We start from the raw sequence: 26,528 nt of genomic DNA, 5'->3' as shown, positions 1-26,528 counted from the left end.
GATAGGCACGGCAGTCGTGCCATTCGGATCACACCAAGGACGCATCAGCGTCACGGATTTGTCACACGCATCAAGGGCAGTTCTTCTTGCAATCCTTGGCATCCTTGGCATCCTTGGCATCCTTGGCATCCTTGGTGTCCTTGGTGTCCTTGCGGTTCTCCGTGACATGGCCGGCTGCAGGAGGCTGGGCATCGTCCTGCGCCTCGGCCCCCAGGCCCAGCAACTCGACGGTCAGGATGCCGTTGCTTTGCTTGGCCTCCTTTTCCGATTTGCTGTCTTCGGCTGCCTCTTCAACACCGGCCTGCGGCGCTGTCGGGGGAGGGGTCACGTTGACAGACACGGACACCGACGGCCCGGGCCCTGCGCCCGCGATGGCTCCGATCAAGTTGTCCCCACCAATAACTGGGCCAGCCAACTGAATGCCGTCACCGCCCTTGATATAGGCATCCAGCGCGCGGATTTCACCGTTGGGGGCGAACAGCTTGATCAAGCCAGTGGACACGCCCTGCGCATTGCGGGCAATCTGGATGCCGCTGCCCGTGGTCGGCACGGCGGGCTTGAGCACCACCTGATTGATGTCGGTGTCAAACAGGCGGCGACCACCACCGGCCGACACGGCCGTGTTGGAGCCCTTGCCCGAGTCGATCGACCCGCCACTGGTGTAGATCAACAGATCACCGGCACCCACGACCATGGTCTTCTGAGCATTGACCAGGAAGTCACCCTTGGAATAGGCACGCAGATTGCCGCCATCGCGGACGATGATGCCCAGTGGATCACCAGGATTGGCTGCCGAATTCAGGCCGGCCAGCACGCCACCGCCCAGGGACATCACGTCAAGGCCACCCGTGGCGAAGTCGCCATGCGCCAGCGTGTGCACCTTGCTGGCGGCCAGGTCGATGCTGCCCTGACGTTCAAAAGAGTTGCCCAGGCCGGCCAGGTCCATGGTGCGCGCCAGGTCAGCCCACAAGGCTGCGCGCTGTTGCGCTCGACGGGCTTCTTCAGCGGCATCGGTTGAGGCTGCAATGGCCACGGCCTTGGCACCTGTTTCCTGCACCAGGCTCCAGACTTTTTCGCGCTTGAGCTTCTCGTACTCAGCCGAGCGGTAGTAAGCATCGGCCTTGCCAGCCAGTTCGGGCAGGTAGGCGGCCACGAATCGCTGGTTCAGGTACTGGTTGAGCACCCCCACCTGCGTGCTGCTCTGCAAGGTCTGGAACAGGTTCTGCACCTCGGCCCAGGACACCTCGCTCCAGCTTTGCGCACCGGCTGGCAGCTCCAGCTTGCTGGACACCGCATCCATCACCGCGGCACGGAAAGCCGCATCCTCACCCCAGTTGGTCACCGCCTGAGGCAGGTTCACCTGCTGGCTCATGCCCGCTGCCACCAGCACCTTGGCACTGGCATCAGGCAGGGCCGTGTTGCGCACGGAACCGGTAGCCAGAATGCCCTTGGAGATGCCCAGGTCCAGGTCCTTGCCAGCTTCGACGCGCAGCAGGCCGGGGCCGGCCAAGCTCACCTCAGCCTTGAGCGCAGACGCATAACCGCCGATGCTGCCGCCTGCCTGGATCGTGGTGACATCATCCGCACCGAAATGCTGACCACGGAAGTTGAGCGCGTTAATGTCTTCGCCCGCCGTGATGGAGGCTGCCCGAGGCAGCGCCAGCGCGCTGGTGGCTTCCGAGCCAAACGTGACGTCACGCCCGGCATGAATCGTGATCAGGTCCTTGTTGTTCTGGTAGTAGAGAGAGGGATAGGGCGAGAGCACGGCGCCATCTACAGGTGAGTTCTCAAACACCCGATTCAGCTTCGTTTTCAGATCGCTCAGACTTAGCGTGGTACTGGTCAAGGCAACGGCGGGGTTGCTGACGCTGTTGGGTGCGGTCTCCCCCCCATCCACAAAGTGCAGTCGCGCATTGACATTCAGATCTCGACCTGCATACACCGCAAGGTCTGCAAGCGGAGATTGCATGATGCGGATGGCATCAGTTGTCTTGCCCGAGTTGCTGAGATTGACATCCCCGGACACACTGGTGATGCGCACGACCGGTGGCGCAACGTTCATCCAGGAGAGGGCCGCCTCCGAAGCGGTTACCTTTTCAGCGGAAACGCTGGTGAAGTCGCTCAACAAAGCCCCCACCGTTTCATTTGCGCCAATTGGCGCGCTGGCCCAGTGTGTATGGCCACGCAGACTTGTCAGCAACACGCCGCTGCCCTCTGCATAGGTGGCATAGTAGCCTGGCGTCGAGATCGAACTGCTCGCTCCTGCTTTGGTCAAATTGACTCGCGCCGCAGGCTCAGGCATCATCGTCGGATTGAACGTCGTGGCCACATTCAGGTCACCATTGGTCTGCACCGCCCAATGGCCGTCCATCAGGCCCAGATAGGCGCCGGATGGTGACACGGTCTTGTTCACTGACTTGCGCCCATCACCCAGCGCCAATGCGCCACCTGCCGTGATGCGCCCCTCGCCACGGCCCAGGAAGTAGATGCCACCGGCCACATCCTGACCTGCCGACACCGTGATATCCCCGCCGTTGAGCACCTTGAGCGACTTGCTGCCGCCAGCCGATGTGAGCGTACGCGCCGAGGTCGGGGCCACCACGCCGATGTTGCGGATGCTGCCCTTGGCGGCAACTTCGATGTTGCCGCCGCCGAAGGAGCCGAAGCCTTGACGGAAGCTGTCGAAGGCCGACCACCAAGCCACTTCGGAAGCCGAGTCGCCCCCGTGGTAGAACCAGTTGCCGATCATCTGCGCCGGCGCTGCCTGCGTGATGTTCTGGCCTGCCGTGGCGGTCAGGCGTCCACCGCGCTCGGTGAACTGCCCCCAGGTGTAGTTGTAGGGCATGGTCTCGCCATCTGCCAGGCTGGACAGGCGCCCGGCCACATACACCGAGGCCTGCTCCACCGTGGCGGAAGTGGGCGTCCCGGTCGCCTTCAGATCAATGTTGCCTGAGGCGACCAGGTCGATCGAACCGGCCGTCGTACGGATCAGCTTGCCGCCCGCCACCGTCAGGTTCTTGGCCGTTGCACCATGGGCCAGGGTGTCGGCCGATGTCGTGTCGGCGCCAGCCACGAAGCGATAAGATGTCGCATCACCGGCCTTGATGTCCGTGGGCGCCGTGGGGGGCTTGGGGGTGGCGGCTGCCCGGGTGGCCGTGGCAAAGCCATCACTGATGTTGGCGTTGACGTTGACGTTGCCGCCGGCACGCACAGTGAGGTACATGGGCTCACCACCCGGGCGCTTGTCGCTGTAGAGGTTGAGGTCCTGCCCGAAGGTGAAGTCCTTGGTGGTCTGGATCTCCACGCCAGACTTCAGGTGCACATTGGCCATGCCACCCAGGTTCATGGCGCCCAGCAAGGCACTCTTGTTCTCATCACTCAGGAAAGTGCTGTTGTCGCTGTCGATGGACTTGAGGCCCCAGGCGGTTGCGGTATGGTCACCGGTCACCAGTTGAGTGCGGGTGTCGCTCTTGTACACGCGCACGGCTTCCACATCCACCTGGCCGGCCTGGATGTCGGCATAGACCGCATCCACATTGAGCTTGCCGGCTTCGGTCGTGGCGCTGTCATCACGCCGTGCACGGATCACCACGCGACCATCGAGTGCGTCGTCCGCACTGGCTGCGGTGATCGTGGCCTGGCTGATTTCTCCCGTGCTGGCATCCTTGGAGCCGATCTTCACGCGGCCGGCCACCTTGGTTGTGTCGTCCACCAGGCCCAGGGAGTTGAGCAGGATGTCGCCGCCGTTGGCGCCCGCGCGGGTAGAGTCGGCCTGCAAGGTCGAGCCGCCTTGCAGCACCACCTCCTTGCCCGCGTTGAGCTGGATCACACCACCGGCCAGGGCTCGGGCGTCAATCTTGCCGCCCGAGGCCACGGTGACGGAGCCTGTGTCAGCCGTCAGCACCACGCGTTCGGCCTTGACGGTGTTGTGCAGCACCTGATCACCTGAACGCACACGCACGGTGACAGCATCATGCGCATTGCCATTGCGCGTAGCCACCATGGTGGCCAGGCGGTCCAGGGCCGACCCATCGGCTGCCATGCCTTGCGTACCGGGCTCTTTCACCAGTTGGCCCGCATCCACGACCAGGCTGCCGCCCAGGCCGGTCTGGCCTGCGCGACCGGCATCCAGGTTGATGCGCGCCTTTTCACCCAGGCGCACGCGCCCTTGTTCAAACTCGTCCTTCACGGTGTTGCCCACGGCAGTCACCGTCACCGTACCGGCGGCCTGCGGGGTGCCGTCATCCTTGGCGGACAAGGCCGGTGCAGATGCATCGATCAGCCCCGCCAGCACCACATCACCCTTCTCGGCCGTGATGTCCACACGGCCGCCTGGGGTGGCCACCGTCCAGGTGTCAGACATCGCATGGCTGCGGCCCTTCACGCTGGTGGTCGAACCTTCACCGAGCACCACGGTATCGGTCTGGCCGGCTGTGCCCTTGCCGGTGATCTTCAGCGTGCCAGACTCGATGTCCACCACACCGTTCTGAGCAACCCGGGCGCCAGAGAGCGTCAGTTGTCCACCGACACCGACCGATTCGTCGAGCGTGCGGGCATCGCTGCGCTTGTTGATGACCAGATCACCGTTCGCGCTCACGGTGTAGTTCGCATCAGACGAAGCGGTGAGGCGGGCCGACTCGATGGTCATATCACCCTGAGCCGTGACCGTGCCGGTGCCACGGGTCACCACGTCGCCCTTGCTGGACAAGGTCGCCTGTACAAAGGCCAGCGTCTGGCCTGCCGCTTGCGCCAAGGCCGTTGCACGGGCTTGAGCCTGTAACTTCCCAGATTCAGTCGTCAAATCTTGACTTTGGGCCAGGACCAACTCAGCAACCAGAGCCTGCTTGTTTGCCTCGCTCAGCCCAAGCTTGACAGACAAGGCTTGAGCTTGCTGTTGCGCCAACTCCAGGGCTTTTTCAGTGGTGGTGGCATTTGCCGCATCTTTGGTCGCCTTTGCAGCAATCAGCGCTTGTTTCAACTCCAACATCTGCGCCTGACTCTTTGCCTGAGCGGCAAACACAATGCCACCAGTGCGGCCATCGGCCTTGGCTGGCTCGGCCCTCATCACCAGCTTGTTGGTGCCCGCCGCCGCCTTGTCATCTGCCGCCAGGCCAGAGCTGTTGCGCAGCGTGATGTCACGCGCCAGTACCTGCGCAGTCAGGCCCGCCTGGTCCGTGGTGCTGGAGACACCACGCAACATCGGTGCGTCCAGGGTGAGCTTGTTGATGCGGGCCTGCTGTGTGGTGGCATCCCGCGCACCCAGTGTCACATCGTCTACCAGGTCAATGCTGGCATAGGCGCGCAATTGCACCTGGGCCGTCTGGCTGACCGCATCCAGAGCCTTGCCTGTCAAGGTCAGGGTGCTGGATGCATCCTTGGCTGCCGCACCACCCACGCGAATGGCCTGTGCACCCAGGCCAATGGAGCCCGTATTCAGTTTCGTTTCGCTGTCGAGGTCAAACACCCCCGTCGCGTCCAGCTGCAAGGTGGCGCCTTGCAAGGTGGCCTTACCCACCTTCAGGTCGCCCTTGGTGGTCTTCTCCGTGAGCGTGCGTTGCAGATCGGTGTTCTGCACGCTGCCAACCAGCAAGGCGGCACCTGCTCCCGCGACCTTGTAAACACGCGAGGACTGGGTGTCGCGGCCAGTCGAGGCCAGGGTCATACCGTCATCCACCGACACGGATGAGGTCGCCACCGACAGCACGTCACCCGGCGTCTGCAGCACATTCAACCCGGCCACACGGGCCTGCTCTTGTGCCGATGCGTCTGGCGCGGCCTTGGCTGCCACCCACTTCACGTCGCTCGCCTTGACATCCACCGTGGCGTTGGCCGCTGTGCCCGAGCGTGTGCCGCCCAGCACGATGCTGTCCGCCCCTGTGGCGTTCAGGGCATCCAGGCTGATGCGGGCATAGCCTGCTGCAGCCGCTTCATTGGGGTCGGCCATCACGGCCATCTTGCCCATGGACAAGTCGAACTGGCCGCCCAGGAAACCACTGGTGCCCTGGAGCTTGAAGCGTGCCATCCAGTCGAAATTGGCAGCCGACCACAGCGACACGCGCCCGGCATCACCCGGGCGAGCCAGCGCAGTCACGCCGTCGCCGGCAATGCGGCCATCCAGGAAGCTGTTGATCGAAGTCACGGTGATCTCGGACTTCTTGCGGAAAGTGGCCTCCGGCTCCAGCACCAGCCCCAGGCGGGCGTCGTTACCGCCGTTGATGCGGGTGCCCACGGCGCTCTTGTAGCCAGACACCGTCCAGCTGCCATCGTCGGCCAGTGCACCCCGATCCAGAGCTGCCGTTGTATTGAGCTTGGTCTCGGATACCAGCACGGCACCCGGCAAGATGGCATAGCGTGCAGGCAACAGCGTGTAGCTGCCTGCCGCCAGCACCCCGTTGCTGGAGGTGATGGTGACCTTGTCACCGGCCTTCAGGTTGGTCCCCACGGCTTGCGTGGTGGCCATGATTTCGGTGTCGTAGGGTGCGAAGTCGTAGGTGTAGCTGGGCAGCACCGCAAACACATTGGGACGGTTGAGGGTGTCCGTCGTGCCGCCCGTGCCCTTGACGAACTCCCAGGCCAGCAGGTCGCCACCGGCTTGTGCGTTCAAGGCAGACTGGCTGGCGATCTTCACCGTCTGGCCTGTGAGCGTGACCGACTTGTCGGTCGGCAGGCCCCCGGTCAATTGCTGGATGGCCTCCAGCTTCGTGTCATCCAGGTGGCTGCCCTGGGTGTTGTACTTCCAGGTCTTTTTGTTTTCCGTGTGACCGACCGGCACCAGCAGGCCTGCCCCCGTGACGGAGAACTCGGCCCGGTCGGTGAGGGTGAGACTGTTGTTGGCCGTGAGCTTGATCTCGCCAAAGGGCTGGCGCAGCACACCGTCCACCTCGATGTCATCGGCGGTCAGGCTCATCGAACCCAGCGCCGACAAAGGCATCTGGCTGGTCGATCCGGCGCTGGGCGCCTTGATGCGCAGGTCCACGCCATCGTGGACGTCCTTGACGGCGGCCACACCGTCGTAGCCGGTGATGCTGGCCTTCGTCAGCGTGGTGGCATACACCTGCCCGGCGGTCAGATCAAGCTGGCCCGAATAGCTGAAAACGCTTTCCAACGAGGAACTGACCTTGTTGTCCGTGGTGGGGGTTCGACCCACAAAGCGGATCTCGCCATCGCGGCGCTCGGCCAGCACATTGTTGTTGGCGCTCAAGGTGGCGCGCAAGCTGCTGGCATCAAAGCCTTGCAAGGCCGTGTGGCCGTGAACCTCGATCAGGCCGGCCTGGACATCCAGATTGGCCTCGCCAGCCAAGCCCTTGTTGGCGGCCTTGGCTTCAGGGTAGCTGGTGTTCTCGGTGTGGGCCAGATCACGGTCACCCAGCGAGACATGGTGCGCGCGAATCTGGTGGTCACCAGCATCACCGTCCGTGGCGCGCACGATGGGCGTATTGAGGATGACCGAGCGTAATTGCACCTCATCGTCAGCACGCCTGATCTGGGCACCCTTGTCCAACACCACCTGGTCATCGGCGCGCAGGTTGATGCGGTCAAAGCCCGCTGCCACCATCTGGGTGGAAGACAGCACGCCCTCGCCGGCCACCAGCTTGCTCTGGTCAATGGTGCGGCGGTCCTTGGTCAGCCCCAATTCGGCGGCCAGTTCTTCCTTGGTGTTGATCACCCGCACAGTGCGGCTCTGTGCCGTGTAGGCCGTACCGGCCTGAACCAGGTCATTGGCCCCTTCGCGGGACACAGACACATTCAACTGCCCGCCGTTCACAGAGGTGTCTGTTGCATTGGCGTCCACCGAGCCCAGCAGCGCAAAGCCATCCGTGGACACCACGTTCAAGGTGCCCGCGCCCGCGTACAAGGTACTCTTGTTCACGGTGCGCCCGCGGTCCAGTTCGCCCTTGACCCCCTTGAGCAGAATCTTCGAGCCCTCCTCCGTGATCACGCGACCACGCACACGGCCCTTTTCGCCCTTGGCACCCAGGGACACGGTACCGCCTGCCAGTACCTCACCCACCACCCGCTCGCGGGCGTCGTCGATAGCCTTGTTGTCTCCATCAGGCATGTAGGACTTCACCACGCCCGACACGTCGATCTCGGCATTGGTGTTCAGGTGGATCAGTTGATCGGGCTTCCAGCCAGCCGCGTCGGGCGAATTGCCCGCGTCCGTGGCGGTGCCGCCGCGCTCACCCAGGATCACGGCTGACACCTGGCCAGCCCGGGCACGCAGCTTGCCATCCACTTCGATGTGCCCGCCGGCCGCCAGGTTGATCGCACCGCCAATGCCCACATTCAGTTCGGCGTTCGTGCCCACGGTGATGTTGGCGCCGTTTTCCAGGCCAGGCAGGGCCAGCCCCTTGGCGTTCGCCACCTGCGCCGCCGTCAAGGACACCGACACACCCTGGCGCAAGCCCGCTACCAGCTTGTCGACGGACACCATACCCTTGTCGGTCAGCGCACCAACTCTGGAGGGCGTCAGCACCCAGTTCTTCAACTCGGGCTTGATGATGGCGTTGGCAGCGATCTCGACATGCCCCAGGCTGCTGAGCTCCATGGTGCCGAAACCCTGCTCGGCCAGACCTTCGAGCGACACGTTCACACCCAAGGGATCGGTGTTGCCGCCCGACAGGTTCAGGGAACTCACGCCCTTGATCTTGAATGTGCCGCCCTTCGCGAAGTCATAGCCCTTGACACCAGAGAGGCTACCCGCAATCCGCCCCACAGGGGCGATGTTCGCCGTCGCCCCCGTGTTGATCGCCATGTCCACGGTGCCTGCCGTGCCCTGGCTCAATTTGCCACTGCCGTCTCGCCAGGCACCACCTGACACGTCGATACCGCCATCCAGCACGATGTTCGTCGCAGCAGTCAATACAACCTTGCCCCCGTTCACCACGACGGCCTCATTGGCATCAGGCTCGCCAACCCGGTCATCGAGCAGGGTCCCGCTGACATCGATGTTGCTGCCCTGCGCGATCGTGATGTCGCCAAGCGCTGCATTCATGGCCACATCACCGCCTGCGGCTCGGATGCGTCCCTTGAGTTCGACCTCGACACCTGTCGCATTCAATTGACCGGTACCGTGCAGGTTCAGATTGACTGGCGCCCCTTCGGTACCAATGCGGATCTTCTGGGCCTGGAGATCAAGGCGGCCAATGCCAGAGGTGTTCAAGGCAGCGGCGGACAAAGTGGCTGTACGCCCCAATTGCGACAAAGTCTGAGCCCAGGCCTCCGCGTCTTGCCAGTTCGAGGGTGCCGCCACGCCAGCAATACCGCCCCCTACAAGGTCGATGCCATTGAGGATCTGTTGTTCAGCGCCACCAATGAACTGCCTGCCCACACTCACCCAGCCGCTCAGTGGACGCAATGAGGTGTAGAGATTGGGCGACGAAGCCAGATTGGGTGATTTCTGGCGTTTCCAGAGCTTGGCGTTCTGCTCGTTGGTGCTGAGGTCCGATTCGAAGAAATCGGCGTATTTCCCCATGCTTTGGCCAGATGTGCGCTGCGCCTCGCCCAGCACCACACTGCCATCCAGTTTGGCTGGCAAGGACAGGTAAGGCGCAGCCACCAAGGCGGCACCGGCGTTGTCGCCCACGGTGATTTCCTGCACGCTGGCTTTCAGTCCGGTCCCGGCGCTGCTGGTCAGCAGTTCGCCGTATTGATCGCCTGCCTTGGCATTTTCAAGGCGGACGATCCGCCCATCCCTGCGAAGAATGGACGATGCAATGCTGCCGGCCTTGTAGATCGTCGAACCACCAGAAAAGTTGATGCGGGCACTCGGGTCTGCAATCAGTGAACCATTGGAGACGATGCGCACCACACCGCCTGAGGTGGACAGCTCTGCTGCGGATCGCTGAATCTGATCATAGAAGCCTTTGACGTTGGCCACGTTCACGGCACGTCGTGCATCCGAGAAAAAGTCCTTGCGATACAGCACACCGCCGCGTTGCACGGGCGAGTCAGACAGTTCAGACGCGAACAGTCGGCCCGTGAGCTGGTGGCGCGTCGCATCCAGTGACACGCCGCGCAAGCCGGACACATCGATGACGGCATTGGCATCAATTACGATGCGGCTGCTATCGGCCCGGTAGGCACCATTGTCTTCACGATAGCCATCCAACTCGTTGCTGGAAACCTCCGCAGCACGGATGGTCACCACGCCAGAAGGTGCCATCACTTTGGCGTTTTCCTTGACGTGAATATCACGGCCCTCAATGGCAATGCGCGACCGGTAAAAGTCTTCACTGTCGGCCTGCGTGGCCTCCACCATCTTGCCCGTCTCGGGATCTTTGACTATCGCAGTGGAAGGCAGCACGGAGGTCACGCTGCCTTCGCCCAGCTCGACCGTGCCCAACATCGCACCGACCCTGACAGGCTCGTCAGACTTGGTGAGGGCATCCCTGGTTGTCGTATGCGCTTGCAGGAAGATGGCGCCGTTTTGGCCCTTCACGGCCGTGGTGGCGGTCAACACCCCGCGCTGGCGAATCGCCGCCCCCACCATGTTGATGGTGCCTTGTTCCGCAAAGATCTTGCCCAGGTTCTCGGCGACCCCGACTCCCTCCGGCTTGGCATCACCCGTAAAGGCATCGGCTGCCACGAGCAGACCGCGCTGAGCAGCGTCATTGGTCGTGGCGTAGAGATAGACCTTCTGACCCGCGGCCAAGATGGTCTGCCCTTTTGGCGTTTCAATCAGACCCTCGTTAAGCACCTTGGGTGCGATCAACATGACCTCGCCACCAGCCAACGACCGGATCTCGGCACCGGCCTCCACCGACACAACGCCATCGGCATTGCCATTGTCATCACCAAAGCTCGGTCGGTTCTGCTTGGTCGACCCGAAATTGCGCAGACCCGCCTTGTATGTGTCGTCCGCCACCTTGAGCGCCGTGACTATCAGCTTGCCGGCATCCACGCGCGCAGTCGAACCGAAAATCACGCCGTTGGTGTTCTCCAGGATGATCTCGCCATTGGCCTGCAACTTACCCATGATGACGCTGGGGTTCAGGTCATGGATGTGGTTGAGCGCCGTGCCATTGGTGGGCTGCTTGAAGGCGACCGTATAGCCCTTGTCGATGTTGAAGCTGTCCCAGTTGATGATGACCAGGCGATCGATCTGATCGATCGTCATCGTCAGGCCATCATCGGACTTGTAGGGGTCCTTGAAGCTGCCGAAGTTGAGGTCGGTGTACTTCTTTTCCGTGCTGAACACGGGCAAAGGGCTACCCGGGTTGGTCCGCGCCACACCGCTGGCACGCTGCACCACACTGGTCAGCGTTCGGTTCTGCGCCTCAGCCTGATCGGCCACACCGGCGGTGAGCAACATGGCGCAAGCCAGCGCCACGGCGCGGGTCTGGCCGCCAGCGGCCTTGCCACTGCTGCGCACGTGTTCGGCAGCTGGCACGCGCATACCGCGACGACGGTCAAACACCAGACGATGGACATGCTTGTTCATGACGATCTTTCCTCAACTAACCGGTACTGCCAAAACGAAAATCAGAATGACTGGCGCAGGCTGAAGTGCCAGCGCACACCGCGGCCCGCCTTCGGGCCACTGGCGTAGGCACGCTGCCCACCGTCCACCACCCTTTGGGTGCTGAAGATAGGCCGTGCCGCATCCAGGCGCACGGACAAGCCCTTGTCGCCATCCACGCGCAGCCCCAGACCGCTGCTACCCAGGTGCATATAGGTCAACTGGGTGGCTTGGGCGTCCATGAAATGCACATCCCCACGGTCGAGAAACGCCAACGCCGTGAACTGCGCATCACCCAGCGTCAACCATGTGGGCGTATGCAGCTCCAACCTCGCGCGCCAGCCTTCGTCGCCAGACTGCTCGTCGTCGTAGTACCCGCGAACGGTCTCGATACCACCGAGGCTGTATTGATCAGCGGACGGCAGCGGGGCCGATGCCACTTGACGTTCAAACTCACTCTTGAGGCGCCACTTGCCCAGTGACTGCTCATAGGCCATGCCCAGGCGCAGCGCCATGAAATCGGCACTGCCCCCCTTGCGGCGGCATTCGAACTGGTCTCGCTCCACGCCATCACAGTTCACCATGCGGCCCGCCAGCCCATCAGAGGACACCTTCACCGACGTGTTCAGGCTGAATACCGAGTTGCTGCTGCCCTTTTTGTTCAGGTTGTAGCCGGCCGACAGCAAGGGGTAGCGCAGCGGCGGCTTCGCCGTGGTGAAGCCCTGCGCGTAACGGTTGGCGTCCTTGTTGTTGCGGTAATCCAGGCCCAGGAACATGTCATGCTGCACAGGCCAGCCACGCGAATTCAGCTGGTGCATCCACAGCAGGCTGTAGATCTGGCCCTTGGTGATGGTGGCTGTCGGGCCCGACGAGGTGCCCACATTGGAGGGCGTCTCACTGTCGCTGATGGTGAAGGCACCCAGCAGGGTGTCACGCGGGTTCAAGGGCAGGCTGTAGATGGTGGACAGCGAGTTGCCATCTGTGGGGCGGTTCGGTGCGTACTGCCAGAAGAAACCCAGCGAATGGCCACGCTGGAACAGGTTGCTGTAGTTCAGGCCCGCGCTCACGCGCCCCTGAGATGTGTTGAAGTTCTGGACGTTATTGATCTCAACGGAGCCATGCAAGGGCGCCTCATCCTGTACCTTGAGCTCCACCTCGACGGCGGCGCCATCTTCGCTGGAACCGACGATGGGGGTGATCTGCAGGTCACGGGTCTGGACGTCACCCAGCTCTTTCTGAACTTGAGGAAACAAGGGCACGCTGCCCTCCGCCAAACTGGGCACGGCCTCCCGAATTCTGCTTGGCAGGTGGTATTGCGCACCAGTCACTTTGAACTGGGCAACACTGGCCTCGTTGACCTCGATGCGCACTTCGCCGTCGGAGACCTTTTGATTGGGCAGGTTGACCAGCACACTCAGGTAGCCGGCCTCCTGGAATGACTTTTCCAAAGCGTTGCGTGCAGCTTCGATGTCCTTGAAGGTCTTGCCAGGCCCCATGTAGGGCGACAACACCTTCTCCACCAGTTCCGGTGCGAGCAAGGTATTGCCTTCAACGACAAACTCCAGCACATCGAATGCAGGCGTGGCAGCCGCAGCGGGCCTGGCCGTGGTCTGGGCCATCGCCGAAGCAGACACCAGGGCGGTGACAGCTACAACAGCACGAGCAAACGCATTTTTCATTTTTTCTCTGACACAAATGAAGCAGTCCCCATCACTGGGGACTGCGTGTTTTCAGCCAGGCACCCCCTCATCCGAGCGGGTGCACACATCACAAAAACTTAGTTCTTGGTGATGGGGTTGGCGTTGTTGTCGTTGTGGTGGAAAGGGGACTCACCCTTGCCGTACAGACCGGTCGAGTTAGTCAGGTCGCCCAACGTGTTGTTGATGGCATCCAGCACAGCGCACGAACCCACGCCAGCAGCGCAGTAGGTGAAGCTCTGGTAGGCGAAGTCGTAGTTGCCCAGAACAGCGGCGTTCTTGTTCTTCACGGCATCACCGATGGCCACGCCATTGAGCTTGACGTAGCGATACAGGTCGGTCGTCTTGGGGGCGTTTTCAGCCGACAGCACGCCAACAGCGTAGGCGGTGGCCGAACCCAGGCAGGAACGGGTGTTGCTGGTCGAGGCACCTTCGTTCACAGCGAACGTAGACGTGGCGGGGAAAGCCGCACCGATCGGGGTCAGGTTACCGCCGTTGGGGCCGATACCGGTCAGGGTGTTCATGAAGTACTGGTTCGAAGCAGCTTGCGTGCCCGAAGTGTCAACGCGGCGGCACAGGGTCAGCTTGCCAGCAGGAACACCCAGGAATGCACCGGGGGCCGTCTTGGCTTGGCCAAACACGTCATTGTTGGCAATCGAAGCGTACTGAGCGCGCGAAATCGAAGGCTGATACTGGGGCAGACGCTCGTCAGCACCGACAGGCTCGGCCACACCTTGGGCGGTTTGCAGGGCGTCGTACAGGCCCTTGCTCACAGCGACGTAGAAAGCCTGGCTGAAGTTGGACACGGCCACGTTGCCGGAAATGTCACCGTAGACGTCAACTTGTGTACCGAAAGCTGCGGGCTCCATGTCCATGAAACCGCCTTCAGACACCTTAGTCTCGGTCGTGGCGGTTTGGGCGCAAGCGATGGTATCCACACCGATGGCGCAGGTTTCACCGAAGGTGGCAGCCGTGGGGGTGATGAACTTGGTGGCCGTGCCGCCAGTGGAGGAGTTGACAACGGCGGTGAAAGAACCACCGTCAACGTTGAAAGCCACGGTGGAGGTGCTCAGGGTGTCGAAATCAACCACGGCGGTGCCAGCAGCGTTCTGGCATTGCACGGTGAAGAAGTTGCCCAGGGTGCCAACGTTGGTGTTGTTCTTGAAAACCTTGGCGCTGCCGCCGGCAGCGGTACACAGGCTCTTCAGAGCGGCAACGTAGTTGGCCGAAGTGGCGGAAGCACCGGTCATGTACACGGTGGTGCCTGCGGGGGCGGTCAGGGCTTGAGCCTGGCCAGCGAAGCCCAGAACGGCGGCGGCGGCGGAAGCCAGAGCGATCTTGTTGAATTGCATGGAAATTCTCCGAAAAGAAGGGAATGCGGGTACGAAGCAGAGCAAAGCGGAAGCTGAACAGACAGAGGCCCCTGCAGGCAGCCGGCCTCTGTCACATCACGGCGATCAGCCGCGACGACGACGGGCCAACAGACCCATCAGAGCCAGAGCGGTCAGGCCCATGGAGTAGGTGCTGGCTTCAGGGACGGAAGGCGTCACGGGGGCCAGCGCGGCGGTTTCCCAGGTCAGGGTCTTGGCAGCGGCGTTGAACGTGAAGGTGCCCTTGTCGTTCAGCAGGTTGGCGCTGTTGATGATGGTGGAACCAGCAGCGGCCGCCCCCAGAGCTTCTTCGGTACCATCAGCGTTCAGCTTCCAGAAATTGTTCTGGGCATTGGTGGTGGTGGTAACCCAGGCAGGCTTGGTTTGCCAGTTGGTGCCGAACAGAGTGGAGTCAATCACGTAACCAGCAGCGGCGTTGGCACCGTCGATGGTGCCCACAGCTGTCCAGGCGCCGTTGTCAACGCCAGCGACGTTGACGGTGCCCTTGTTCAACAAGTTCAGACTGAACAAGTTGTTCACCGAAGCCATCGCGGCAGTCTTGCCCGAGTTCTGGCTGGACAGAGCGGAGGCGTTAGGCGTACCAGCCACCACAAAATTGACATAAGGATCGGATACAGAGTCACCAGCGCCCACGGTCCACTTGATCTGGCCGGCGTCAGAGTTAGCAACCAGCTTGTCGAAGGCGGCGTCCCATGAGTTCGTGGAGGCTTGCAGCGTGCCGTTCACCTTGATGGTGTTGCCAGCGAAGTCCCATTCAACTTTCTGGTTGGTCTGCGTCAGGGCAGCCGTAGGCAGGAAGTCGTTCAGGTTGAGGCCCAGGTCGAAGAAACCGGCGGTTTGGGTTTGGGTGCCGCTGGCGTTGTCAAACGCGATCAGGAACAGCGAGCTGTTGTTGGTAGCCATCGTGTCGACGGCAGCGTGTGCAGTACCGGCGACAGCCAGGGCCACAGCGGCGGCAATGTGTTGCAGTTTCATTTGCTTGATCTCCGAAAGAGAGGATGAGAAAACTTTTGTATGTCCCCGGACAAAAACTGCTTGCTCGGGGCATGCCGAAGTGTCTCGGCGTGATGTGACATCCGTAGCAGCCCGCAGAGGTATCCACCTAGTCCGTTTGGCGGAAGCCATCAAGGAGCGCCCCAACGACCGTCAAGATACCTATCAGGTATGGCAGAACGAACCGCACAAATGCAAAGGCCTGATCCGTTTGGATCAGGCCTTTGTTCAATCAGCGTGGAGAGACATCGCCCCGCACTTGCCCCCCCATGAACAAGGGGGGAGGTTCATGCACGAACCGCGCTTGTGACCTGCACACATCAAAGCGGGCTGCCAGCACCGCCTTCGGCCAGCTTGTCCAGCAGCACTTGTGTGAGCGGGCCAGGTACAGTGGCGCCACGCTGACGCAACCAGGCCACACCCTCAGAATTTTGGGCCGCAGCGGCTGCATGCAAGGCCGTCAACTTGTGCTGATCTCGCAACTCGATCGAGACCCCCTGCGCCAACAACAAAGCCATGACACCAACCTGGCCATTGCTCGCAGCCTCGGCCAACGCATGACGCCCCGACAGGTTGAAGGCGGCCGGATCAGCACCCGCATCCAGCAGCACCTGCACAACTCGCTCGTCACCCACCAGGCAAGCCAGATGCAATGGCAACTGCCCGTGGCGGCTGTATTGATCGACACGCGCGCCATGGCGCAACAACTCCTTGAGCACCAACTCCTGCCTGGTGAATGCCGCCAAGGCCAAAGGCGCGTAGCCACCCGAACCAAACTGCGCGATGTCAGCCCCCTTGCGCAGCATGTCGCGCACCAGGTCCAGTTGTCCGGCCTTGATTGCCAGGGTCAGAGGTGTATCCCCGATTTCATTCGGCAGATTCAGATCCGGCGAGTCATTCTTGAGAAACGCTTTGGCATCCTTCCATGCGCCGCTCTTCAACAAGCTCATGAATATCCGCTCCACGGGCCCAAGCTGACCGACCGGGGCTGGCACCCAGGGCCCACCTTGCTTGATGGACTGGAACAGATGCTCCGGCATTGGGCCCTTGCGCTCCGGCACAACCTCCGGCGCCACAAAAGATGACCGTTCATGCTGGTCACGCAGGGCGTGCCCGTCGTGCTCCCGCATCGGCGGAATCTGCGCCCAGGCTTGCAAGCAGCACGTACCGGTCAAAGCAATGAAAACGCCGGCTCGCAAGCCGGCTTGGGTTGGGATCAGCATGGTGGTTCAATCAGTAAGTGGAGTCGCCCATGTGATGGCTGGGCATGATGCTCAGTGCATTCATCGTCATGGCACGGGCCACGGCTTGGGCTCGGTTGGCCGCACCCAGCTTGCGCAAGATCTTCTGCACATGATTCTTGACAGTCAACGCGCTGATACCCAGCTTTTCACTGATCTGCTGGTTGCTCAAACCATCACGCACCCAAAGCAGGATCTCCCGCTCACGTTCGGTGATCGGAATCAAGCGCTGGTAAGGCTGCCCCGGCAGCGCTGACGACATGGTTCGCCCCACCACCATCTGCCGCTCAGTGGCACAGACGCGCTGATAGGCCACATGCAGGCAAGGCAACAGCATGTCGAGTGAGCGCAGCACGTTCTCACTGAACGCCTCGTGCGGCTGAGTAAACAGGAAAAAGCTCTCGATTTCCTCAGGGCGACCAGGGCGATGAATGCCGTGCATCAACACCTCGTCATAGCCGAGATCGGTCAGCGTCTGGCGCAAAGAAGAGGAGGCGCCAATCCGGTTCAACGGCATGCGACACGCCTGGCGACGACCGCGATGCCAGGTGCTCAATGCGGTTTGCATGAGTTCGGAGCGGATGTCCTTCAAGCCTTGAACCACGGCGTCGGGAACAGGCACGCTGTTGAAGATGTCGAACACCAGGTCGCGCTGGTCACGGTCATACGTACCACACACGCTGATCTTGTGCGGCAACCAACGCTGGAAGTCACCTTGACTCCAGACGAAGAACTGATGGCGCCTGCAAACCTGCGGCGCGGACTCAATGACACGCAGCAGTACTTCCGATTGCTCGGGCGCGACGTTTTGTGATGACATGACAGCCTGAAGGAAATTTGCTGCAGTCTATGTACGCTGGATGACGGTTTGTTGACGAATCCAGCGATTCAAGGCGACGGGGCCGGATTCGATGCCGCCTCGAAACGCCATTCTGAAAACGTCAGCACGCCATCAGGGCCACGCATGGGCTTCTTCCGTGACAAGCTGAAGACACCCTTGATGCCTTCTTGATCTCTGATCAGCCCCCAGGGCTGACCCGTGATCGGATCCGGCCAAAGCCTGCGCAGGTGATGGCGAACGGAACCCGTGCGACGATCTTCCAACAAATCCGACAACTGACCGGGGTAGCGCCCTGCACCTTCGTGCACGGGTACTTTGGCGTAAGCCTCAATGGCGGATTTGATCTGTCCGGCCTTGAAGACCAGATCCATTTCCTTCTGACGCTGCGCCTCGACAGTCCATCTCTGAGCCAGTGCCGTGAGCAACACGCCGCTGATGGCAACCCACCAAAGCAGCATCAGATAGGTAAAGCCCACCTGGGATCGAGAGCGCTTCATTTCACCCCTTCTACCAGTTGCTGAAAAGCTCGCCGTTCTGACCTCGTCCACTCGCACCGCTGCGCACATCTGCCATGCGGCCCTTGTCCTGACTGTCTGGTGGTGGTGGCAGCATCTGCCAACTGTCCCGCGTGCCGGTCATGGGGTCTTCAGGGATCTGCCTGAGGTAGCCGCGGCGCACCAGATCCTGCAAGGAGTCGGGGTAGCTGCCCTTGTCAGCCATGTACTTGTCGATGGCATCGCGCATGACATTGAGCGACGTCTTGAGCGAGGCCTCGCGCGCGTTGTCCACCGACCGGCTATAGCGTGGTGCGACCAGGCTGGCCAGCAGCGCGATGATCGCCAGGACCACAATGAGCTCGATGAGCGTGAAGCCCCGCCGCCGGTGCGACACTTGTTTGAACATGATGCTGGGCCTCACCATTGTTGATAGGGCGTGCCATCCAGGCCAAGGCCGGGTGTGCGGGAATAAACATCGAAGACATCCGCACCAACAGCCGGGGAGTCCGGCGGGCTGTCATAGCTGCGCCCCCCCCATGTCAGCGCCGCAGACAGCAGTGGATCCGCAAAGGGATCGCGAGGCAGGCGCCGCAAGAAGTAGATGCGCTGCCCCTTGGGGCTCGACACATCCTTGACGCCATCGACCAGCACATGGAGGTTGGGCGGATAGCCGGAGTCATCCACCTTCTTCTCGATCTTGCCAGCATCCCAGGCTTGTTTGTAGGCGTCCAGGGCCGATCGAATGACGCGCAGAGACTGCCTCAATTCAGCCTCCTGGGTGCGCCGCTTGTGCAACGCAGACAGGGGCATGGCCGCACTGGCAAGTATCGCCACGATCATCACCACGACCACCATTTCGATGAGCGTGAAGCCGCGAAGCCCGCCTCGCCCGGTATCAGCGGTTGAGATCGGATGCCGGCTCGTCTGCATCGGGGTTCTCCTGAGACGGTGCGCCGTCCGGCGATGAAGGGTCGCGTACCCTCAGGCGCAATGGTTCGGCACCGCCGTCCAGGGTGACCATCGTCTCGGCGGATCTGAGGCCGGGTTTGACACGCATCGTCACGGTTTGTATGCCGTTCGGCGGGACCGAGATGCTGGTTGAGCTGCCTTGCCCGCCGCCAGGCATGTCCATCTCGAGCACACCACTGTCGATGAGCAAGACAGCGCTGAAGGGCTGGTTCGTCGGGTTACGCACCGAGACCTGGAAGGATGCGCCCGGCAGCACCTCTTCCGGCCCGCTCAAGTTGACAGCCGGGGCCGCCGCAGTGCTACCAGTGACACCCGCACCACGTCCGGCAGCAGCACTCGGCAAGGACGCCGCCGTACCCTGGGCACCGCTTCGGGCCGTCACGCCTTTGCGCAACAGCAAAGACGCCGCACCTGGTTGGGCTTCCGTGCCAGAAGGCATGAGGGATACCGCCGAGGCAGGCTGAACCAGATTGCGCACGATGTGAGGCGTGACCAACAGGATCACTTCAGTCTTCTCTTTGGAGTCGGTGGTCGAGCCAAACAGACGCCCCGCGATCGGCATGTTGTGCAAACCGGGGATGCCCGCTGACGAGCGGCTTTCGTTATCGTTGATCAATCCAGCCAGAATCTGGGTCTCCCCATCCCGCAAGCGCAGGGTAGTCGATGCCTGGCGTGTACCGACCTGGTAGGCGATGGAGCCCTGTGGCCCAAGGACCTTGTCGGTGATGCTGCTGACTTCCAGCGCGACCTTGATCGCCACATCGTTGTCAAGCAGGATCTGAGGCTCCACTTCCAGTTTGAGGCCCACATCCAGATAGGTCACGGATGCAGAAACCCCTACATTGGCCGTCGAGGTGGTGGTGAAGATAGGCAACTTTTCCCCCAGCAGCACCTTGGCCTTTTCGCGATTGCGTGCACGGATTTTCGGGTTGGCCAGCAGATTGGTTGCACCCCGCGTGGACTTGAGGTTCACGATGGCCAGCGGGTTGGGCACGTAGTAGCGCAGCGAATCAGGCAAAGGGGATGAGAGCGCAATAGGTGCAGTGCTTCCAGGCACACCATAGTTCACGGCCTCTGGCCAGTTGATGCCAACTTGGTCCAGCGTCTTGGTGGACACCTCCATGACCTCCAACTCCAGCATGACCTCCGGATCTGGCAGGTCCAGGCTCTGGATGAGGCGCTCGATCAGGCGCATCACTTCCGGCGTGTCGCGCACGACAAGCATGTTGAGCCGCTCATCCGCGTAGATGTCGCGGGTCTTGGCCACTGTACGGATGAGTGTCTGAGCCTGCTTGGTATCGGCGTTGGTCAGGTAGAACGACCGGGTAACCGTGTCCAGCAACTCCCGCTGCTTCTGCTGGGTGCCTGGAAAGACCAACACGGTGTTGTCGTTGAGCAGCTTGGATCCCAGTTGTTGGGTACTGAAGATGACCCGCATGGCCTCTTCCACGCTGGTGTTGCGCAAGAACAGGGTGACTTTGCTTTCGCCACGAACATCCTTGTCAAAAACGAAGTTGATGTTGGCGGCCCGGGAGAGCGCTTCGAACACGTTTTTCAGAGGTGCTTCGCGGAACTCCAACGTCACTGGCTGCTGCGAGGCAGCCAGCGACAAGGTGCTTTGCTGGCGGGTTTGTTGCGCCCGCAAGGCTTCGATGTTGTCCAACAGATCACGCGCTCGACGGTTGCCAGCGTCTTCGGCCAGCAAGGAGCGCAACGCCGCCTCGGCACGTTCATAGGCACGTTCACTGAATGCCTGCCTGGCATCATCCAAGAGGCGCTCCAAGCGCTTGATGCGTTCGAGATCCTGTCGAATAGAGGCGGTTCGTGGATGCTGCGGCGCAATGCTGTCAAGGCGACTCAGCACAGCCCTGACCTCGTCGAGCTTGCCAGCCGACCGTGCCACCGATGCCTTGGGTACCAGTTCGTTCACGGCCTCCTCCTGGAGGGTGGCGTACGCAAGCTGCAAACGCCGATCATTCGGGCTCTCCGTCAAGGCGTGCCTCAACGTGGTCAACGCCGCTTCATGCTGCCCCTGCTTGCCCAACTGCCGGGCCTGATCGACAGCCGGAGACGCGCAAGCACCCAGTAGAAGCGCGACTGAGAGGCTCAGCACCAGATTCAGCATGCTAGGTTTATGAAGGCTTGTCATGGTCATTTCATCGCCAGTGTCTGAGGCAGATTCAGGGGCAGATAGGTCAATTGCATCGTGCGAGCTTCAATCCGATCGACACGCCATTGCCCGTCGACGACGTCACCTTCCTTGAGCACCCAGGTGGTCGACGGCCCCGCCACCAAGGCCCGCTGAACCGGCCGCACCACACCGACGGACGAGGCGCCAACGACGGGTTCCTGAACGCCGACGGCTTCGTCGTTGTAACGCCCAAGCCATTTGTGCGGAAACGGTGGCGCCACGGGAGGTGGCACATCCTTTTCTGACTGCGCGGCCTGTACAGGAGTCGGAGGGAGAAGCGAGGCCCATGCCACGCTGGTCGGCCTGGGCCCATCACCCCATCCATCACCATCTCGCCGCTTCTGCCAGAGCAACACACCATCCATCAATTGCGTTTGTGCCCATGACACCTGCTGTGACTCCTTGGGCCTTTGGGTGGCAGTCGATCTGGCCGCAGGTCGGGCATCGTCGGCGCGTGTGGGCTCTACGGCATCGTCCTCCTGCATGGAAGCCCAGATCGTCGCCCCAAGCACCACGGCCAGCCCGACCAACAACGGTGGCTTCATCGTTGCCCCCCGCCCTGACGCCACCAAAGTGACACACTGACTTGAGCCTTAATCTGGTCGGACATCGCGCTGCTACGCTGCAACTCCAAAGCGTCGAGGCTGAGCGCAGGTTGTTGCAACAATCGATCCAGCCAGGCGCGCACGGCCGGATAGGATCCCTCTACCGGCATGGACATCCGCAACCGCCACAAACCCTGCTTGGACTGCTTGTCCAACCAGGGTTCCATCTGACCGCTGTACTGCACATTGTTGAGCACCAGGCCACGCTCTTGCGCGGTCAACAACACATGCTTTTGCAGCGCCACACGCTGAGCATCATCAGGCAGACCACGCCAAAGGGCCTGCCAGGCCGCTTGCGGTGAACCCGCTACACCACCCTGCTCTCGCCCCTCTTTGCGCGAAGCGTCGAGCCTTGCTGCATCGGCCAACAACTCGTGCCGCAATCGACGAGCATCTGCCTCCAGTTGCGCCGTCTTCGCCTGTTGGGCAGGTGTCCAGCCATACTCGACCCACAAGCCGAAGCCCAACAGCATCAACCCGATCAGACCGGGCCATCCGAGACGCTTGAGCACGCTCATGATGTCGTTCATGGCCCCCCCCCACGAATCGACACGTCCACGCGCCAGGCATAGCTGCCGTGGCGCGTATCAAAGGGTGTTGAAAGGCGTTCGCGTGACCTCAGACTCGCATAGGGACCGGCGGCTTCCAACCATTGCAAGGCGTGGGCATCGTCCCTTACTGCGGCCTGGAGCTTGATTTCAGGCTGTGCGTCTGGCCCACTACCCAAAGCCGCCAGATCCAGGCTGAACTGCAGGAGCACAACTTGCTCCTGGTCCGCCACGGTATCGACGCGCCGCAGAACATTCGCCCAGTCAAAGCCCAGAACCTGGGCCAATTGCCCGGCGTGCTGCCAAGCACCTTCCGCCAGAGCAGGCTCAGCTGTCGCCGGGTCTCGGCCCGACGGCGCGAGCGCCTGCGTTGTGACAGCCATCCTCTGCCCACCACGCTGCAGCCGCTTCAAGGTCGATTCAGCCTCATCCCACGCCTGCTGGGATGCATCCATCCGTTCCGCGCCATGCAAAACGGCAACCAGCCCCAATGCCAGCAAGGCCCAACCTGCCAGGGATGTGCGTACGCGCGGGCCGACAAAATCGAGCGCATCAGCCCACGATGCTGCGGACAGATGCAAGCGCTTGGTCAGGCGCGTCATGGCCGCGCCTCCTTGAACACGTCGTCCGTCATCAGCGTGCGCAGATCAGCGTGGCACCACAAGCAGGTCCGCCAGGCCTCATCCCCAGGCTGTACGCCGGGCGGCGCTGGCGGCAGCCGCAAGATCGTGCTATCTGGTCGCTGACTGACGGGGGCAACAGGGGGGAGGTGGTCGGCCAGGTCGCCAGCTTCGGTCCAGATCCGATTGATCTGTACCCCCTGTTCTCGGATGGTGGCCTGCACATGGGTCAAATAGCCAGGCTCGACCAATGTCAACTGGTGCGAAGCTGAGTGCTCTGCGCTCAGGACATCAGCCAGAAGTCGCTCACACCACACCTGCAAAGCGAATACCCACCAAGGAAAGAGACCCCGAACCTGCACGCCATGCAGACTCGCCCGTTCGCTCATGCCATCAATCAACGCCCGTGGTGCCGCACAAAGAATGGCTGCTTCAGGGACCAACAGGTCACGCAGCACCCACTGCTCATTGATCTGCGCGGCGTCAAGGCCGTGGTAGTGCGCCCACTGAAGCATCGCTTGCTCACGCAGCGCGTCAGGGGGCGTCCCCGACTCCGCCACGCACAACAGCAGCCAATTGCCCGACAAGCCGATTTCGCAAATGCTGCCCTGCTTGGCCTCGCACCACGAGGAAAAGGCGGCCAAGGTTGCCTCAGTGGCCACGGCATCAGTGACGCCACGGTCCCGCCCCAGAAGCAGGATCTGATGCGGCCTGACGAACGTGCTCAAGCGGGCGCGGGCACGTAGGCTGGCAACGCGCAGCCAACTCGGCAACCTGCCACCACCGGCTTGCCGCGCATCGCCTATCGAATTGACATCAGCTTGGGTCATGCTGTGTCCGCCAACGTCACGCGATTGAGCTCATCCAGTGTGGACTCACCCCGCAACACACAGGCCAGCGCCGATTCACGCAGCAATCGCGTGCCGCTGGCCTTGGCATGGCTCTTTATCCGGATGAGCGAGGCGCGGCTCACGATGAGATCGCGCAGGGTGTCATCCATCAACAAGATCTCCGAGATGGCCTTGCGCCCACGGTAGCCAGTGCCGCGACAACTCGGGCAACCGACAGCCCTGAAAAAGTGCCCCTGTGTGTCAAGCGGCAACTGCGCCGCCTTGAGGTCGGTGGCCCGCGGATGCCATGGCTGCGCGCAATGGCTGCACAGCTTGCGCATGAGCCGCTGCGCCACCACGCCATTGAGCGCAGATACCATGTTGTAGAGATCCACCCCCATGTGCATGAAGCGCCCCACGACGTCGAACACGTTGTTGGCGTGGATGGTGGACAGCACCAGGTGTCCCGTCAGCGCCGCTTGCGAAGCAATCTGGGCGGTCTCGGCATCGCGGATTTCGCCGACCATGACGCGATCTGGGTCATGACGCAAGATGCTGCGCAAGCCACGTGCGAACGTCAGGCCCTTCTTCTCGTTGACGGGTATCTGAACAACGCCACCCAGCTGGTACTCCACCGGGTCTTCGATGGTGATGATCTTGTCCGTGCCATCGTTGATCTCCTGCACGATGGCATACAGCGTCGTGGTCTTGCCACTGCCCGTCGGCCCCGTCACCAACAACATGCCATAAGGCTTGCACGCCAGACGACGCACCACGGCTGCGTCATCGGCATCAAAACCAAGCCCCTCCAGGCTCAGTGCCTGCGCCTCGGTGGAAAGTCGGCTGCGATCCAGGATGCGCAACACGGCATCTTCGCCAAAGCTGCTGGGCATGATGGACACGCGGAAGTCCACATCGCGCAAGCCGGCCTCGGCCGACTGCTGTACCCTCAGCTTGAAGCGCCCATCCTGAGGCAGACGGCGTTCGCCGATGTCCAGCTCGGCCATCACCTTCAGGCGCGACACCAATTGTTCTGCCACTTCACGCGAACCGACATCACCAACGGGCACCATCACACCGTCCAGGCGATGGCGTATGACCATACCCGTGGCGGTGGACTCCATGTGCAAGTCACTGGCCTGCGCCTTCATGGCATCGAACAGGGTCGCATCGAGCAACTTGACCACCGGACTGCTCTGGCGGCTGATGGACTCGACAGACAGCGCATGCGTCTCTGCGCCGACCTGTCCACCATCACCAGCGACATCATCATGGATCAGCGCACCTCGAGCCTGGTAGCTGTGTTCACCTTGCGCCAGCAGCAAGGACAAGGTGTCTTCGTCTACTTCACGCCATTGCAAGGGCAGTGCCACGGCCCGACTGACCGCTTCACGCAGCAGCACGTCATCGGTCGATGGCGTGAGCGCCCAGTAACGCTTCTGGGCATCGCAGGCCACCACTACCCGCAAACGCATGGCACGCACCAAAGGCCAGGCCGACCAATCAGGTGTCCAGTTCAGCACCGGCGTCACGGATTGAAGCACCGCGCTCATTGAATCTGCTCCGCCACCTGAAAGATGGGCAAGTACATCAACACCACGATCCCACCGATCAGCACACCCATCACCAGCATCAGCACAGGGCTGACGACCTTGCCGACCCATTCAGTGAACCGCGCCAGCTCTTCGTCATAGAACGTGGCGGCCCGCTCCAGCATCGGACCGAGTTCGCCCGTTTGCTCGCCCACACGCATCATGCGCAGCGACACGGGCGTGGACAGGGTGCACTGATGCAGACTGTCCGACAGGCGAGCCCCCTCCTTGACGCGACGGGTGGCCTGCAGCAGTGAGGGCCGCAACGACGGCCCCACCAGTTCGACGGAGGCCTCCAGTGCTGGCACCACGGCCACGCCGGCTTGCAGCAAGAGGCCGAGGGTGCGGTAGAGCGCCGCCAGCTCGATCAGGCGCAGACGGGGCCCGATGACCGGCGTTCGCCACAGGCGTGCCGAAGCCGCCGCGCGGACTGAAGGCGAACGCCAGGCTGCGATGCAAGCCACTACCAGGGCCACGATGGCGCCCAGCACCAGCCAGGGGTGCTCACCCACCGCTTTGCCGGTATCGAGCAGCAAGCCCGACAACCAGGGCAGTTCCCCGCCCATTCCTTCATAGATATCGGCAAAACGGGGTACGACGAACACCGTCAGGAAGGTGATCACCAGAAAGGACGCCCCGATCAATATGGCGGGGTAGATGGCCGCACTGACCAGCTTGTCGCGCAAACCGCTGAGCCAGGCCAGATAGCTCGCATGCTGACGCAGGGCTTGCGCCGTCTGGCCTGTGCGCTGACTGGCTTCGATGGAGGCGATCAACAGTGAGCTGAACGCCTCCGGTTGCATGCGCATCGCCTGTGACAGCGTCTTGCCTTGCGACAGGGCTGTCGTCACGGTGGTCAGCACCTGCGCCACGGTGACGGACGCTTCCTTCTCGCGCAAGGTCATCAAGGACTCATAGAGCGGGATGCCTGCATCCAGCAACACGGCCAGCTCCTGACAGAAGAGCCGGCGCGGGAAGTCCGACCCGGCACGCCGGGGTGCAGGCTTGGATAGGTTCAACATGGACAGAAGGGGGCGACGCATGGTCCGACC

General features: G+C 62.0%; 16 protein-coding genes. All 16 read right to left on the bottom strand.

The annotated features are described in order from the left end of the window. Positions 1-70 precede the first annotated feature (70 nt). The 16 genes from HY836_RS04690 to HY836_RS04615 all read right to left on the bottom strand — a co-directional run bounded on the left by HY836_RS04690 (position 71) and on the right by HY836_RS04615 (position 26,519). Entirely contained in the window at positions 71-11,443 is an 11,373-nt protein-coding gene (locus HY836_RS04690) for a filamentous hemagglutinin N-terminal domain-containing protein (RefSeq protein WP_290674055.1), read from the bottom strand. 41 nt (positions 11,444-11,484) lie between these two features. Further along, the gene (locus HY836_RS04685; protein ID WP_290674053.1) at positions 11,485-13,140 is read right to left on the bottom strand and encodes a ShlB/FhaC/HecB family hemolysin secretion/activation protein; all 1,656 of its coding nucleotides are present in this window, start codon (positions 13,138-13,140) and stop codon (positions 11,485-11,487) included. A gap of 98 nt (positions 13,141-13,238) precedes the next feature. After that, entirely contained in the window at positions 13,239-14,510 is a 1,272-nt protein-coding gene (locus HY836_RS04680) for a hypothetical protein (protein WP_290674051.1), read from the bottom strand. A gap of 105 nt (positions 14,511-14,615) precedes the next feature. After that, a complete protein-coding gene (locus HY836_RS04675) occupies positions 14,616-15,524 on the bottom strand; it encodes a PEP-CTERM sorting domain-containing protein (RefSeq protein ID WP_290674049.1) in 909 nt (302 codons plus the stop codon). A 338-nt stretch (positions 15,525-15,862) separates the two neighbouring features. Then, a complete protein-coding gene (locus tag HY836_RS04670) occupies positions 15,863-16,765 on the bottom strand; it encodes an ankyrin repeat domain-containing protein (RefSeq protein ID WP_290674047.1) in 903 nt (300 codons plus the stop codon). A 10-nt stretch (positions 16,766-16,775) separates the two neighbouring features. Beyond that, complete coding sequence (locus tag HY836_RS04665) at positions 16,776-17,603, bottom strand: LuxR C-terminal-related transcriptional regulator (protein ID WP_290674045.1); 828 nt, start codon at positions 17,601-17,603, stop codon at positions 16,776-16,778. 68 nt (positions 17,604-17,671) lie between these two features. Then, entirely contained in the window at positions 17,672-18,121 is a 450-nt protein-coding gene (locus HY836_RS04660; RefSeq protein ID WP_290674043.1) for a type II secretion system protein, read from the bottom strand. A 10-nt stretch (positions 18,122-18,131) separates the two neighbouring features. Next, a complete protein-coding gene (locus tag HY836_RS04655) occupies positions 18,132-18,527 on the bottom strand; it encodes a type II secretion system protein (protein ID WP_290674040.1) in 396 nt (131 codons plus the stop codon). An 11-nt stretch (positions 18,528-18,538) separates the two neighbouring features. Continuing rightward, positions 18,539-19,051 carry a type II secretion system protein gene (locus HY836_RS04650; RefSeq protein WP_290674038.1) on the bottom strand — a complete coding sequence of 171 codons (513 nt, stop codon included), beginning with the start codon at positions 19,049-19,051 and terminating at the stop codon, positions 18,539-18,541. Continuing rightward, positions 19,017-21,239, bottom strand: a complete 2,223-nt coding sequence (locus tag HY836_RS04645) for a secretin N-terminal domain-containing protein (RefSeq protein WP_290674036.1) — start codon at positions 21,237-21,239, stop codon at positions 19,017-19,019. The genes HY836_RS04650 and HY836_RS04645 overlap by 35 nt, the downstream gene beginning before the upstream one ends. 2 nt (positions 21,240-21,241) lie before the next feature. Beyond that, positions 21,242-21,826, bottom strand: coding sequence for a hypothetical protein (locus HY836_RS04640; RefSeq protein WP_290674034.1), 585 nt, complete (start codon positions 21,824-21,826; stop codon positions 21,242-21,244). Further along, positions 21,823-22,416, bottom strand: a complete 594-nt coding sequence (locus HY836_RS04635; protein ID WP_290674032.1) for a GspMb/PilO family protein — start codon at positions 22,414-22,416, stop codon at positions 21,823-21,825. The genes HY836_RS04640 and HY836_RS04635 overlap by 4 nt, the downstream gene beginning before the upstream one ends. Continuing rightward, a complete protein-coding gene (locus HY836_RS04630; RefSeq protein WP_290674030.1) occupies positions 22,413-23,036 on the bottom strand; it encodes a hypothetical protein in 624 nt (207 codons plus the stop codon). The genes HY836_RS04635 and HY836_RS04630 overlap by 4 nt, the downstream gene beginning before the upstream one ends. Beyond that, positions 23,033-23,884 (bottom strand): hypothetical protein, encoded by an 852-nt coding sequence (locus HY836_RS04625; protein WP_290674028.1) that lies wholly within the window; start codon positions 23,882-23,884, stop codon positions 23,033-23,035. Before HY836_RS04625 ends, HY836_RS04630 begins: the two co-directional genes overlap by 4 nt. Further along, positions 23,881-25,437 (bottom strand): GspE/PulE family protein, encoded by a 1,557-nt coding sequence (locus HY836_RS04620; protein WP_290674026.1) that lies wholly within the window; start codon positions 25,435-25,437, stop codon positions 23,881-23,883. Before HY836_RS04620 ends, HY836_RS04625 begins: the two co-directional genes overlap by 4 nt. Continuing rightward, positions 25,434-26,519: a type II secretion system F family protein gene (locus tag HY836_RS04615; RefSeq protein ID WP_290674023.1), complete on the bottom strand. Its 1,086-nt coding sequence runs from the start codon at positions 26,517-26,519 to the stop codon at positions 25,434-25,436. The genes HY836_RS04620 and HY836_RS04615 overlap by 4 nt, the downstream gene beginning before the upstream one ends. Positions 26,520-26,528: the final 9 nt, after the last annotated feature.

Source organism: Aquabacterium sp. (assembly GCF_016234775.1).
Classification (GTDB): domain Bacteria; phylum Pseudomonadota; class Gammaproteobacteria; order Burkholderiales; family Burkholderiaceae_C; genus Aquabacterium.
This window is presented reverse-complemented; position numbering and strand designations above follow the sequence as displayed.